The organism is Tenacibaculum pacificus (genome assembly GCF_027941775.1).
Classification (GTDB): Bacteria; Bacteroidota; Bacteroidia; order Flavobacteriales; family Flavobacteriaceae; genus Polaribacter; species Polaribacter pacificus_A.
The window spans coordinates 1,385,590-1,400,002 of the sequence record NZ_CP115917.1; the positions used below are offsets into that span (position 1 = coordinate 1,385,590).

The window sequence follows — 14,413 nt, forward strand, 5'->3', positions numbered from 1 at the left end:
TACTATGAAATTTACAGAAACAGCATTAGAAAAAGTTTTTATAGAATTGTTGGGAAATGAAGGAATCCCACATTTTTTAGGAAAAAATATTGAGCGTAAAGAAAATGAAGTTCTTATAAAATCGGATATTAAAACATATTTGCAAAAGCACTATAAAAGCGAAAATTTAACCGATAACGAAGTAAAAAGTGTTATCAGAAAGTTAGAAATTTTTAGTGCTTCCGATTTATATGAATCGAACAAACAAATTATGAAATTGGTTTGTAACGGTTTTCAATTAGAGCGTGAAGACCGTTCAAAAAAAGATTTATATATTCATTTAATAGATTATTCCGATTTAGATAATAACATCTATAAAATTGTAAATCAGTTAGAAATTTACGGTTACGAAAAACGTATTCCCGATGGTATTTTATACATCAATGGTTTGCCTTTGGTGGTTATGGAATTTAAATCTGCCATTCGTGAAAACGCAACTTTACATGATGCGTATGTACAATTAACAACACGCTACAAACGTGATATTCCTGAATTATTCAAATACAATGCTTTTTGTGTAATTAGCGATGGCGTAAATAGTAAAATGGGTTCATTTTTTGCAAATTATGAGTTTTATTATGCTTGGCGAAAAGTATTTGGTTTTGATAAAGAAGTCGATGGAATAAACTCTATGTACACCATGATACAAGGTTTATTTAATAAAAATAGATTGCGACAAGTAATTCATCATTTTATATATTTTCCTGATAGCAACAAGCACGAATTAAAAATTGTGTGTCGTTATCCGCAATATTATGCAGGAATAAAATTATTAGAAAATATAAAATTGCATCAAAAACCCGAAGGAGACGGAAAAGGTGGAACGTATTTCGGAGCAACTGGTTGCGGTAAAAGTTATACGATGCTGTTTTTAGCTAGATTGTTAATGCGAAGCCCACATTTTAAAAGTCCAACATTAATAATTATAACAGATAGAACCGATTTAGACGACCAATTATCAGCTCAATTTACCAATGCAAAAGATTTTATTGGAGATAATAATGTTATCAGTGTAGAAAGCCGAAAAGAACTTAAAAAGCTATTAAAAGGTCGAAAAAGTGGCGGTGTATTTTTAACAACTATTCATAAATTCACCGAAGATTTAGAACTATTAACCGATAGAACAAATGTTATTTGTATTTCTGATGAAGCACATAGAAGTCAAATAAATTTAGACCAAAAGATAAAAACTACTGAAAAAGGCGTAGAAAAAACCTATGGTTTTGCAAAATATTTACACGATTCTTTACCAAATGCAACTTATGTAGGTTTTACAGGAACGCCAATTGATGCAACTTTAAACGTTTTTGGCGATATTATAGATTCTTATACCATGACAGAATCTGAAAAAGATGAAATTACCGTGCGTATTGTTTATGAAGGTCGTGCAGCAAAAGTAGTTTTAGAAAATTCTAAACTTAAAGAAATTGAAGAATATTACAAACAATGTGCAGAACAAGGTGCAAACGATTATCAAATAGAAGAAAGTAAAAAAGTTTCTGCCAATATGAATGCCATTATTGGCGACCCTGATAGACTTAAAGCTATTGCTAAAGATTTTGTAAAGCATTACGAAACTCGAATAAAAGAAGGTGCTACAATTAAAGAAAAAGCTTTATTCGTTTGTAGCTCCAGACCTATTGCCTATAATTTATATGAAGAAATTATTGCTTTACGCCCTGAATGGACAGAAATAAAAGCATTTGAAAAAGGTTCTAATTTAACAGAAAAAGAAAAGAAGGAGCTAAAACCGATGGAACGCATTAAAATGATAATGACCAGAGGAAAAGATGATCCTAAAGAAATGTATAATTTACTAGGAACTAAAGAACATAGAAAAGAATTAGACAGGCAATTTAAAAACGAAAAATCTAATTTTAAAATCGCTATTGTTGTTGATATGTGGCTTACAGGTTTTGATGTTCCTTTTTTAGATACCATGTATATTGATAAACCTATTCAGCAACATAATTTAATACAAACTATTTCTAGGGTAAACAGAAAATACAAATCAAAAGAAAAAGGTTTAGTAGTCGATTATATTGGTTTTAAAAAGCAAATGAATTTAGCTTTAAAAAAATACTCTAAAATTGACGGTCAAAATTTTGAAGATATACAAGCATCCGTAGTAATTGTTAAAGACCAATTAGATTTATTAGCAAAACTATTTTATAAATTTGATGCTTCTGATTATTTTCATAAAACTGGATTAAAGCAACTAGAATGTTTAAATAAAGGAGCTGAATTTGTTCAATTAACAAAAAATATTGAAACTCGTTTTATGAATATTGTAAAACGTTTAAAAGCTGGTTATGATATTTGTTGCGGTTCAGATGAATTTACAGAAATACAAAAAGATACGATTCATTTTTATTTAGCCATTCGTTCGATTGTTTTTAAATTAACTAGAGGAAACGCTCCTGACACCGCACAAATGAATGCTAAAGTTAGCGAACTTATTAAAGAAGCATTAAAAAGTGATGGCGTAGAAGAAATTTTCAAACTAGGCGATGAAACACAAAATGAAATTGATATTTTTGATGAAGATTATTTAGCTAAAATCGAAAAAATAAAACTTCCGAATACTAAAATAAAACTATTACAGCAATTACTTTTAAAGGCTATTGATGAGCTAAAGAAAACCAATAAAATACAAGGAATAGATTTTTCTAAAAAATTTAAAACTATTGTTGATAAATATAACGAACGTAAAGAATCTGATATTTTACAAAGTAATGTTTTAGAAGATTTTACTGATGATATTATCGAACTTTATCATAATCTTAGAAAAGAGAAAAATTCTTTTTCAGAAATAGGAATAAATTTTGAAGAAAAAGCATTTTATGATATTTTAAAAACAATAGCACACAAATACGATTTTAATTATCCTGAAGAAAAATTAATACATTTAGCTAAAGAAGTAAAAAAAGTAGTTGATGACAAAGCTAAATACACCGATTGGAATCAACGAGATGATATTAAAGCAGAGTTAAAAGTTGATTTAATTATTCTTTTAGCAGAAAACGACTACCCTCCTATTACCAAAGATGAAGTATTTAAAGAGATTTTTGAACAAGCAGAGAATTTTAAGAAATATCAAATGGCATAATTTAGCTTCTTACAAAAAATTTGAGGGTTTTTATTTATTAAATTAGAAACTGAAATATACAATACTATATATAATCCCGTGCTATTTTTTAGTACGGGATTATTTTGGTTTTATGGTAAAAAAATGATAAATTAAAGTCTGTTTTTATGTATAAATTTCAATTAATGTAAAATAGACGAAATATTTAAAAACACCTACCAATTAATTTTAATAAGATTTTATACTCTATGTAGATAATGTAGTAAATGTAGCCTAAAACAAAAACTTATTTTTAGGGTAAAAGTTTAAGTATATTTCAATAATGAAATATTAGTTAATATCTTTGGTTCAGAATAAAACACAAAAAAACACGATTTTCTGTAAATCTGTACCTCTATTGTACCTTTTATTTTCAAACCCCTATAAATACTAGTAAAATACTTTCTGTATCGGAAAGTAAGTACATAATTAAATAACAACCCCATCTATTAAAGAGGGGATTGTTATTTAATAAAATACTTTATATTTTTAAAAATCCCAAAACCAATTAAAATTGAAGTTATTAAAATCATAAAAAATATATTTCTGATTAAGTTCAATTCAGTTTCAGCTTTAAAAAATTCAAGTTTACAGTACCTGTATCTCGATTCTCAAAAATTTTAGGATAAAATTGTAAACGCATATTTTTATGAAACTCTGTAGTTGTATTTAAAAACTTTACTTGATGAGTTAAACTAGTATTTGCAATCGTATTCATAGTCAATTGTAATCGAGGAAAAAAGTAATTTTTTTACTTAATAATTCTCTTTTTTCTATTTTTTGAGACACCTCATCTAGTTACTTTATCATAAATTAACACATATTACTTATTCATTATCGGCAGGGATTGCAAATCCGCGCTAGCGGGATAACATTTTTTTAACTATTTTTCATTTACTCATATTCAAATGATCGTATCATATTTTCTTTTAAAGGAAAAAAATATCCATTAGTAATACCAACAGTTTCTAATTCATTTTTTATTTCTTCACTTAAATACAATATCCCTGATAACCCCCACAATACATCATAATCGTATTTATATACTTTATTTTTAAATTCTAATTTATTCCTACTTATCATATCCTTACCTCCATAACTCCACTTATATGAACCTAAAATTTTAATTTTCCCAGTTATTATAGCTATTCTTTCACTTGATGATAATATAGAACCCTCAGGGTGAATCTTTATAGGTATATTTTTTCCTTCTGAATTTTGAGTTATTTCTACAAAAGTACATTTAGAATAATCTATAATATCATCTCCTACAGTTGGATATTTAACTAAAAAATGAAATAAAAAATAATCACTATTGCTTTGTTTTAACTCTTTACAATGCAATGATATCGGATAAAAACGATGCTCTGGCAAGCGATATTTTTCTAAAACTTCTTTTATCTTTTTACTAATTACTATATACGTACCTTTTTTGGGTTTAATATCTCCTGTTGTAATATCAGTTCACCAACCTAATACATCTACAAAAGGGGTTTCCCCTTCCCATAAATCAATGTCTTCATAAGCATCTATCATTCTCATTTTTATTGGTAAACTTTCTTTCGCTAACCAAATATTATCATTCATAGGAGCTATTACCTTTCCATAATCCTCTTGATTAATATTAATTGTCCATTGAAAAACTTTATTCTTAAATTCAAAAAATTTCATCTTACTTATTTTATCATTTGTAATAATACATCTTCATTTATTAAATCATCTACTTTTGTGCGTATCCATTTTCCTGATACATCTTTATAACCGATAACAGATTTTTCTAGTAATAATTTTTGTATCCCTTCTTGAACTTTTAAAATTTCATCGTCAAATAAATCAATAGCTCCAGCTTCATTGCCATTTTTAGTTATCAAATGCTTTTCCCATCTTTCATCAAAAAAATCAATTAAAGCTTTATTATATTTTTTATGGTTTGCGTGTACCCCTCTTGCAGCTATAATTCCTTTAGGTTTGGTATAGTCCTCTAACATTATAAGATTTAATAAACCATCGTGATGTTTTCCATTTATATCCATAACAGTATGCCCAATTTTATCATACCATTTTATCATACCATTTTCTATAACCTTCTGACTTCTTTAATGCATCCACTACAAATACGTGATGAGATTGAAAACCATTAAAATGACCAGAATCTTCTAACTCTTTAAAGAAAGCTTTCCAATCGTTTCCTTTAACGGAATAAATAACTTTCTCACCATCTACTACAACTTCAAAAGTATATGATTTTTTCATCAATTCATATTGAGCTATTACTATATTTTCAACCGAAATCTCTTTTCTAGATAATGAAGCTATATCACTAAATTTATATTGTGTATTTACTTCAGTAAACAAAAAATTTCTCCAGGAGCAACAGAGAGCATAATACAACTTAGCTTCAACTATATACAAAACATTAATTAACACAACTTAACTGCAATAAATTTATATTATATTTGTGGTATGGGCATTATCAGAAAAACAAAATCAGTAAATATATTACTTGATGAATTTAGTAAAAACTCAAGTGCAATATCAGTTATTATTCTAATTGAACGTCTTAGTTTAAAAATGAATAAAACTACTATATATCGAATTTTAGACAAATTAGAAGACGATGGTGTTTTACATTCTTTTCTTGGGAAAAATGGAAATAAGTGGTATGCAAAATGTAATGATTGTTCAAATACAAAACATCATGATACTCACCCACATTTTCAATGTTCTGATTGTGGAAAGGTAGATTGTTTATCAACAAATGTTCTTATACCTAATATTCCTAATCGTAAAGTTGATACATCTCAAATATTAATTCAAGGAAAATGTGAAGAATGTTTTAGTTAAATATGTTTTACAAACATAGAACGAAAAGTTTCACTCAAAAACAAAATTTATATGAGGATAACGGTAAATATTAAACCTTCAAAATTTTATAAATAGGAATTGGTAAAGCCACTCCTTCTACTAAAAAACGTTTATGTACCGCTTCTTTTAAAGAACATTTTGTTTTAAATTCTTGAAATGGTTCGTTTAACCAAACATAGGCACGCATATGTATATGATCTGTATGTACATCAATTACACGAACATCTACTTGTTTAACATCTGCTATTACCTGTTCAGGAGTTCTAAAATCAATAACAGTCGGTAATTTAATAGCTTCTTCTTGTATAATTTGCCTTGCTAAATCAATATCTGCTTTTATCCCTAGTTTAAAGTTATTAAAACTAAGAACATGAGAATCTTCAATCGTATGATTTAATACTGAATCGGTACTTATTACCGAGTTTGGTATAATTAATCGTTTATTTTCAAAATTGTTAATAACTGTATGTCGTAAGGTTATATCTTCAACAATACCAACTCTAGTATCATCAAGTTTTATATAATCACCCACTCTAAACGGACGAAAAAGAACAATAAAAGCTCCTGCGATTAAATTAGACAATGCTGCTTGTGCCGCAAAACCAATAATAGCGGCTAAAATACCTGCTCCAGAAAAAATTAACGAAGCTTTACTACTAAAAGCAGGTACTGTTGTAATAATATAAGTAATTCCAAAAAAACCTATAAAAAATTTTACAGAATTTCTAAAAAACAAAATACTGGTTCCTCCATAAGGAGATGTTTTTCTACGCTTTATAATTTGAACAATAATATAACGTATCACTCTAGATAACAACCATGAAATAAATACGACTACTAATATATATCCCAAAATCCCTAAAAAAGAATCTAAATTAAAACGATATGTTAATAATTCATTCATTTAAAATAATGCTGTTTGACTATCATCTTCTTCTGTGTTCTTTTTCTTTTTTTGAAGTGCACGCTCTAATGCTTTCTTAGCTTTATCTTCTTTTGTTTGTTCAAACTCCTTAGGCGCTACAACCTCAACTTCTAGAGGTAGAATATCATCTATAACTTCCTCATCTTTAACCTCTTCCTCTGTTAAAAGTATTGACTCCTCGTAAGGCAAAGATTCTAATAAATTAACAATACGTATTTTATCGGTTGTTAATTGATTCCCTTGTGCTTTAATACCTTTTATAGCTATAAACTCTTCAAAATTAACTTTAAGGTTTTCTAAACTACGCTTTGAAAATATAACCTCAGCTACAGGACGATAATCTGTAGATAAAATTTCTAATTTTGATTTTTCGGTATCAGCAATAAAGGTTTCTTCTTTATCTACTGCTTCAATTAAAAAACGTTTTACATAATAACGTTCTTTTTCTGCATCAAAATAAATTGCCGAAATAGGTTTGTTAGGCTTCCATTTTTCTAAAACAATCATATCACTTTCAAAATGCATTGATAAACTTGGTGATACTGCTTTTATTTTACCTGATTGTGTAGCAATTAAAATTTTATCTTCAGCTCTAAACTCTCCTAATAAATCACCTCTTCCATCAACATTTAAACGCTGAACAGTATCATCAAACCAAATTTTACGAGGTTTTAAAGTAGAAACACCTGCTGTTTTAAATTCTACTTTTCTAATACTATATTTTGTAACTTGATTTCCTCGAATAGCACGTCCTTTAACTGCTAATTCTGCAAAATTAACATCCCATTTTAATTTTGTTACTCCTGCAACAGGACGTAAATTAACTGTAACTACCTCAGCTTCTCCGTTAGGATTTACACTAAAATATAATAATTTTGAACCTTTAGCCCCTGTAGTTAAATCATATTCTTTATCACGAGTTACACTTATTACATTAAAACGTTTCATATAATTTACCCCTCTAGAACCATCTCTATACATCATATTATATACAGTACGCTTATCTTTTTTCTTAAAGATTGCAATATGGATAATTCCTTTACCTACAAAAGTTTTAGAAGCTACTTTTGTAACCATCATTGTACCGTTATCTTTAAAGATAATTATATCATCTATATCAGCACAATCATCAACATATTTATCTTTTTTTAATGAAGTTCCTACAAATCCCTCTTCTATATTTACATATAGTTTTGTGTTTCGCATTACTACTTTTGTAGCTACAATATCATCAAAAATTTTAATTTCAGTTTTGCGCTCATGCCCTTTACCATACTTGGTTTTTAAGCCTTTAAAATAGTCTATAGCAAATGTAATTAAGTTATCTAAATGATGTTTAACTTCTGCTATTTTATCCTCTAAGCCTTCAATATATTGTTTTGCTTTATCTATATCGAATTTTGAAATTTTCTTAATTCGAATTTCTGTTAAGCGGGTAATATCTTCTACTGTTATTTCTCTTTTTAGGTGCTCAATGTGTCCTACTAAACCTTTATCAATAGCTTTAATTACAGCTTGCCATGTTTCTTGCTCTTCAATATCACGATAAATTCTATTTTCAATAAAAATTCTTTCTAAAGAAGCAAAATGCCATTGTTCTTCTAACTCATTTAATTGAATTTCTAATTCACTTTTTAATAACTTTACTGTTAAATCAGTAGAGTGTTTTAACATTTCAGAAACACCTATAAATACAGGTTTGTTATCTTCAATTGTACAAGACAGCGGAGAAATTGAATTTTCACAATTTGTAAAAGCATATAAAGCATCAATTGTTTTATCAGGAGATATTCCTGTAGGCAAATGCACTAATATTTCTACGGCTGCGGCAGTATTATCTTCAATTTTACGTATTTTTATTTTACCCTTATCATTGGCTTTTAAAATACTATCAATTAAAGATGTTGTAGTTGTACCGAAAGGAATTTCAGTGATAACTAATGTTTTTTTATCTAGTTGAGAAATATTTGCACGTACACGTACTTTCCCTCCACGTTTACCATCATTATAATTGGTAAAATCAGCTACTCCTCCTGTTAAAAAATCTGGATAAATAGTAAAACTTCTTCCTCTTAAATATTTGATAGATGCCGCTATCAATTCATTAAAATTATGTGGCAATATTTTAGTTGATAAACCTACGGCAATCCCCTCTGCTCCTTGCGCTAATAATAAAGGGAATTTTACAGGTAAATCTATTGGTTCATTTCTTCTACCATCGTACGATTTTTTCCATTCAGTAGTCTTAGGATTAAAAACCACGTCTAAAGCAAATTTAGATAAACGTGCTTCTATATAACGAGAAGCTGCTGCACGGTCTCCTGTTAAAATATTACCCCAGTTACCTTGCATATCAATCAGTAATTCTTTCTGACCAATTTGCACCATAGCATCTGCAATTGAAGCATCACCACGCGGGTGATACTGCATCGTATGCCCAACAATATTTGCTACTTTATTGTAACGTCCATCATCTAAATCTTTCATAGAATGCATTATTCTACGTTGTACGGGTTTTAACCCATCTTCTAATGACGGAACTGCTCTTTCTAAAATTACATACGAAGCGTAATCTAAAAACCATTCTTTATACATTCCTGTTACCTTGGTAATAGTTTCTGTATTTTCAATTGGTTGGTTAGTATTATTTAATTCTTCTTCGTGTTCGTGTTCATTTATTTGTTCACTCATTGAATAATTTTTATTCGTTTAAGAGTTATTATAATTTAATACTTATCATCAAAAAATTAGTTAATCTTCATCATCAACAGCATCTAATTCTACTTTTAAGTTTTCAATAATAAATTTTTGCCTGTTTGGTGTATTTTTCCCCATATAGAATTCTAACACGCTTTCTATAGACATTTCTTTATCTAACATAATAGGGTCTAAACGGATATCATCACCAATAAAATGTACAAATTCATCTGGAGAAATTTCACCAAGTCCTTTAAATCGGGTAATTTCTGGTTTTCCTCTTAATTTTTTTATAGCTTCTTTTTTCTCTTCTTCAGAGTAACAATAGTAAGTTTCTTTTTTATTTCGAACTCTAAATAATGGCGTTTCTAAAATATATAAATGTCCTTCTTTAATAACTTCTGGAAAAAATTGCAAGAAAAATGTTATCAATAATAAACGAATATGCATTCCATCAACATCGGCGTCCGTAGCAATTACAATATTATTATAACGTAAATCTTCTAAACCGTCTTCTATATTTAAAGCTGCTTGTAATAAATTAAACTCCTCGTTTTCATATACAATTTTCTTACTTAATCCGTAAGAATTTAAAGGTTTCCCTTTTAAACTAAAAACGGCTTGAGTATTTACGTTTCTAGATTTTGTAATAGAACCCGATGCAGAATCTCCCTCTGTAATAAATAAAGTAGACTCTAAATAAGCTTCCTTTTGAGTATCACCTAAATGAACTCTACAATCTCGTAATTTCTTATTGTGTAAGTTAGATTTTTTAGCTCTATCTTTTGCTAACTTTCTAATTCCAGAAAGTTCTTTACGTTCTTTTTCTGCTTGTATAATTTTACGTTGTAACTTATCAGCGATTTCTACATTTTTATGTAAAAAATTATCAAGTTTTGTTTTGATAAAATCATTAATATAGGTTCTAACCGTTGGCAAATCATCACCCATTTCAGTTGAACCTAACTTTGTTTTGGTTTGACTTTCAAAAACAGGTTCCATTACTTTAATGGCAATTGCTGATATTATCGATTTTCGAATATCTGAAGCTTCAAAAGATTTTCCATAAAAATCTCGAATAGTTTTTACAATTGCTTCTCTGAATGCAGCCTGATGCGTACCACCTTGTGTAGTATGTTGCCCATTTACAAATGAATGATATTCTTCGGAATATTGTGTTTTACTATGTGTAATTGCTACTTCAATATCATCACCTTTTAAATGAATTATAGGATACAACATATCTTCTTGATTGTTGTTTTCTTCTAATAAATCTTTTAATCCATTTTTTGATAAAAATTTTTCTCCATTAAAAACAATTGTTAATCCAACATTTAGATAAACGTAGTTTTTAAGCATTTTAGAAACATATTCGTTTCTATACTTATATTTTTTAAAGATTATTTCATCGGGAATAAAAGATACTTTTGTTCCTTTTCTTCGTGATGTTTGCTCTAAAAACTCTTGATTGATTAAATAACCTTGTTCAAACTCAGCAGCGGCAGATTTTCCATCTCTTGATGATTCTACTCTAAAAAAAGAAGAAAGTGCATTTACGGCTTTTGTACCTACTCCGTTTAAACCTACTGATTTTTTAAACGCCTTAGAGTCGTACTTTCCACCTGTATTCATTTTAGAAACAACATCGACAACTTTTCCTAAAGGGATACCACGACCGTAATCTCTAACAATCACTTTATTACCCTGAATAGAAATTTCGATAGTTCTACCAGCACCCATTACATATTCATCAATAGAGTTGTCTAAAACCTCTTTAACCAAAATATAAATTCCATCATCAGCCGATGAACCATCACCTAGTTTACCGATATACATTCCTGGACGCATACGAATGTGTTCTTTCCAATCTAGCGAACGGATATTATCTTCGGTATATTTTGTTTCTTGAGTCATAAATTAGGAGATTGAAGTCTTTGCGAAATTACTACTTCTTAGCTAAAAATAAAACACTCTACGCAATTTAATTATAATATTCTATTATTTATTTATTAACATGTTTCCCTCGTTATTACGGTGTATTTACATTAATTTAATCGATTTCAACAACGTTTTTTTATCAAAAAAAAAATTAAAGTACAGTTATATAAGTTCGTTAATTGTCAATTATTTAACTATTTATTTCACAAACTTCTTTTACATCATCTTCATAAATTTCCATAAACCATTTTAGGCTTTTACCTTTCTTTCCAAGTTCCTTTGTTAAATAATTCTCGTGCTTCTCTATAGCTTTTTTCTTTACATTTAAAATCTGAGTAAATGCTGAAAAATCTTCTTGCTTCCAATAAACCTCTAGTTCTTCTGGTAAGTTTTTCGGGACTTTTTTCAACGTCAATATCAAATTGTTTTCTAACGTCATTTTCAAATCGGTTTTCTTCTTGTTCAATATTTTTAATTTCAAATTCTTCTGATTCGATACATCCACTAAACTCTCTGAAAACTGACTCCTGTAAATACCTTTCTTCTTCTTCAAGTAATCTATTTTCTTCAATTGTTGATTCAACATCAAATTCAATGGTACTTTCAGCTTCTTGTATTTCTTGTTCAATTTTTTCAGTCTCAAAGAGTTCTCTATTTCGGAAGTCTTCTGTAGATTCTCTAATTCCTCTAATTTTGTGTTTTTCTCCTTTGATAGCGTTTTCAACCTGTCTTCTAATTGATTCATTTCCTCTTTCGATATTGATACTTCTTTCAAGATATTCACCTTTTTTAAAATATCTATCCTCCAAGTCTCTGTATCTTTCTCTCTCCTTATCTTCTGCTCCTGAATTTCTTGCTTGTGCTTCTGTTCCATGGAGTTTTTCCAAGTCTCCCAATTCTTGTCTTTCTCTTTCTGAATTTCTCTCAACTTGTTGTATTTGTTTGTTAAGTTGGTATTCAATTCCGCTATATTGTTTCGATCGTAAACATTTTTTAATGCTACGTATGAGTTCATTAATCTCTGACTGTCTGCATTTGAAAGATTCTTCGAAAAAGATTCTTTCGTTCTCATTAATTTGTGGTAAATTTTCTGTATTTCCTCTGGAAACTGGTATGTATTTGGTGTTTGCTTCTTTTTCATTGTAAACCCATTTATAATTTCTTGATGATTGTAATGCTTTTTCTATTTCAGCTTCTGATTTCGTTGGTATTTTTATTTGTACGGTATTTATTCCTATACGGGATAATTTTATATATTTTTCGGAAGTAATTTTATTTGTAACTATAAATTCTACAAGTAAGATAGGTTTATCTTCTTTATTAAAAAAAGTTACATCAGGGCGTATTAACAATTCTCTATCTTCTATCGCTACATCTATATTTTTCCCCCATTTAACAATTCCATTTTTATTTTCATAAAAAGTTAATTCGGCTTTTGTGTAGGAAGCTTTAATTGTTTCTTTTTCTTGAATTAACATCGGAAGCAAGTCTTCTTCTTTTCCTGGAGGGAATTTATATAATGCAGGAGTAACAACATATTTTAATCTATTAATAATCGTTTTTGCAATTATTTCTCGATAAACTCTACTCGCTTTAACACATTCAGGTTTTTCTTTAGTCACATTTGATGCGTGGTGTCTAAAATAAGATTTCCAATGTAAATTTTTATGTTGAATATTGGCAATCATCCGAGCATTACAACCGATACAACGATAATCTTTTAAACCACTTTCAGCCTCTGAAATATGAATTTTTTTTTGATTTTTTTCAGAATAAGCCCAGTCACTTTCTTCCTCTTTTTCTTTTTTAATTTTCATCATTAGCTTTTTTTAAGATTTACATAGATTACTTCATCTCACTAAAATATAAATAAAAAAGGAATGTTTTTGATTTTAAAAAATTACACAAAAAAAACCGCGATTATTAAATAACCACGGTTTTTTTTAAAAAAATTTATTTAATTAAATCAATCCAAAATCTTTAGTAACTGCAACTAATTGTGTTGGATTATTTGCGTTAAATTTTTCTTTAAGTTGTTTTAATCTCTTTTCAACAGAACTAATACTGTTAGGTTTTACTTTATTAGTTCTTAAAGTTCCACATATTTCTTTCTGATCTAATCCATCTGCTAAATATTTTAAAATAGTTAAATCATAAGCTGTTACTTTAAATATATCTTTTTCTATTAAAACATTTCCTAATTTAGGTGAAATAAAGAAAGATTCGTCAAATACTAATTGTACTGCTTTTTTTAATTCTGCTTCTCCATTTACAGATTTACAAACAAAGGCATCAACTCTTAACACATTACACAACTGCTGAATTCGATAAGGCTTCTCTTCTACCGAAAAAACAATTGTTTTTAATGATTTTTGTAATTTTTTAGCTTTAGCGATTAAATCTTCTCCTGAATGTAACTTTTCAATATTTGGGTTTTCTATAAAAGATAAATCACTTACTAATAAATCAAATGGTTCTCCTTTAGAACAAGCACTTTCTAATTTTAAAAAAGCATCATCACAAGACCTTGCATATTCTATTATCGGGATTTTTAAACTCTGTAAAGCTGATTTTATACCACTTAATATAAAGTCAGTATCTTCTGCTATTAATACTTTTTGAAACATAGTTATTTTTAATTTTAACCAATACTAAAACTCTTCTTTTTTTCGGGTCAAAAATAATACTTCCATTAATAGATTCTATACGGTTTTCCGTATTTAACATCTTTTTTTTCTATATTTTACAAGGGATACAAGGATATTGTAAATAAATTATATTTTTAACATTAAAGTTGTTTTTATAATAAATTAAACATCTAT

Annotated in this window: 12 protein-coding genes; 2 read left to right on the plus strand and 10 right to left on the minus strand. The window is 28.3% G+C overall.

Going from position 1 to position 14,413, the window contains the following annotated elements; genetic code table 11:
- Window positions 1-4: 4 nt before the first annotated feature.
- Window positions 5-3,148 (plus strand): type I restriction endonuclease subunit R, encoded by a 3,144-nt coding sequence (locus PG913_RS06235; RefSeq protein WP_271232098.1) that lies wholly within the window; start codon window positions 5-7, stop codon window positions 3,146-3,148.
- Window positions 3,149-3,722: 574 nt separating this feature from the next.
- Here PG913_RS06235 and PG913_RS13010 read toward each other — a convergent pair.
- From PG913_RS13010 to PG913_RS06255, 5 genes are all read right to left on the minus strand, one after another.
- On the minus strand, window positions 3,723-3,884 hold the full coding sequence (locus PG913_RS13010) for a DUF3526 domain-containing protein (RefSeq protein ID WP_408648499.1): 162 nt from the start codon (window positions 3,882-3,884) through the stop codon (window positions 3,723-3,725).
- A gap of 176 nt (window positions 3,885-4,060) precedes the next feature.
- Window positions 4,061-4,540, minus strand: a complete 480-nt coding sequence (locus PG913_RS06240) for a hypothetical protein (RefSeq protein WP_271232099.1) — start codon at window positions 4,538-4,540, stop codon at window positions 4,061-4,063.
- A gap of 90 nt (window positions 4,541-4,630) precedes the next feature.
- Window positions 4,631-4,837 (minus strand): hypothetical protein, encoded by a 207-nt coding sequence (locus tag PG913_RS06245; RefSeq protein WP_271232100.1) that lies wholly within the window; start codon window positions 4,835-4,837, stop codon window positions 4,631-4,633.
- A gap of 5 nt (window positions 4,838-4,842) precedes the next feature.
- Window positions 4,843-5,235, minus strand: a complete 393-nt coding sequence (locus PG913_RS06250) for a hypothetical protein (protein WP_271232101.1) — start codon at window positions 5,233-5,235, stop codon at window positions 4,843-4,845.
- A complete protein-coding gene (locus tag PG913_RS06255; RefSeq protein WP_271232102.1) occupies window positions 5,219-5,521 on the minus strand; it encodes a hypothetical protein in 303 nt (100 codons plus the stop codon). The genes PG913_RS06250 and PG913_RS06255 overlap by 17 nt, the downstream gene beginning before the upstream one ends.
- A gap of 108 nt (window positions 5,522-5,629) precedes the next feature.
- On the opposite strand from PG913_RS06255, the gene PG913_RS06260 reads away from it, so the two are divergent.
- Window positions 5,630-6,010, plus strand: coding sequence for a Fur family transcriptional regulator (locus tag PG913_RS06260; RefSeq protein WP_271232103.1), 381 nt, complete (start codon window positions 5,630-5,632; stop codon window positions 6,008-6,010).
- A gap of 70 nt (window positions 6,011-6,080) precedes the next feature.
- On the opposite strand, the gene PG913_RS06265 is transcribed toward PG913_RS06260, so the two are convergent.
- The 5 genes from PG913_RS06265 to PG913_RS06285 form a co-directional block, all read right to left on the minus strand.
- A complete protein-coding gene (locus tag PG913_RS06265; RefSeq protein WP_271232104.1) occupies window positions 6,081-6,935 on the minus strand; it encodes a mechanosensitive ion channel family protein in 855 nt (284 codons plus the stop codon).
- Window positions 6,936-9,647: a DNA gyrase/topoisomerase IV subunit A gene (locus tag PG913_RS06270; RefSeq protein ID WP_271232105.1), complete on the minus strand. Its 2,712-nt coding sequence runs from the start codon at window positions 9,645-9,647 to the stop codon at window positions 6,936-6,938.
- A 60-nt stretch (window positions 9,648-9,707) separates the two neighbouring features.
- The gene (locus tag PG913_RS06275; RefSeq protein ID WP_271232106.1) at window positions 9,708-11,567 is read right to left on the minus strand and encodes a DNA topoisomerase IV subunit B; all 1,860 of its coding nucleotides are present in this window, start codon (window positions 11,565-11,567) and stop codon (window positions 9,708-9,710) included.
- Window positions 11,568-11,848: 281 nt separating this feature from the next.
- On the minus strand, window positions 11,849-13,411 hold the full coding sequence (locus PG913_RS06280; protein ID WP_271229971.1) for a hypothetical protein: 1,563 nt from the start codon (window positions 13,409-13,411) through the stop codon (window positions 11,849-11,851).
- A 141-nt stretch (window positions 13,412-13,552) separates the two neighbouring features.
- Window positions 13,553-14,218 carry a helix-turn-helix domain-containing protein gene (locus tag PG913_RS06285; RefSeq protein WP_271229972.1) on the minus strand — a complete coding sequence of 222 codons (666 nt, stop codon included), beginning with the start codon at window positions 14,216-14,218 and terminating at the stop codon, window positions 13,553-13,555.
- Between the last annotated feature and the right edge of the window lie 195 nt (window positions 14,219-14,413).

Bases quoted from the DNA above. Each gene is read 5' to 3' on its own strand.
- PG913_RS06235 (WP_271232098.1), top strand. From the start codon at position 5: ATGAAATTTACAGAAACAGCATTAGAAAAAGTTTTTATAGAATTGTTG.
- PG913_RS13010 (WP_408648499.1), bottom strand. From the start codon at position 3,884: ATGAATACGATTGCAAATACTAGTTTAACTCATCAAGTAAAGTTTTTA.
- PG913_RS06245 (WP_271232100.1), bottom strand. From the start codon at position 4,837: ATGAAATTTTTTGAATTTAAGAATAAAGTTTTTCAATGGACAATTAAT.
- PG913_RS06250 (WP_271232101.1), bottom strand. From the start codon at position 5,235: ATGATAAAATGGTATGATAAAATTGGGCATACTGTTATGGATATAAAT.
- PG913_RS06260 (WP_271232103.1), top strand. From the start codon at position 5,630: ATGGGCATTATCAGAAAAACAAAATCAGTAAATATATTACTTGATGAA.
- PG913_RS06265 (WP_271232104.1), bottom strand. From the start codon at position 6,935: ATGAATGAATTATTAACATATCGTTTTAATTTAGATTCTTTTTTAGGG.
- PG913_RS06270 (WP_271232105.1), bottom strand. From the start codon at position 9,647: ATGAGTGAACAAATAAATGAACACGAACACGAAGAAGAATTAAATAAT.
- PG913_RS06275 (WP_271232106.1), bottom strand. From the start codon at position 11,567: ATGACTCAAGAAACAAAATATACCGAAGATAATATCCGTTCGCTAGAT.
- PG913_RS06280 (WP_271229971.1), bottom strand. From the start codon at position 13,411: ATGATGAAAATTAAAAAAGAAAAAGAGGAAGAAAGTGACTGGGCTTAT.
- PG913_RS06285 (WP_271229972.1), bottom strand. From the start codon at position 14,218: ATGTTTCAAAAAGTATTAATAGCAGAAGATACTGACTTTATATTAAGT.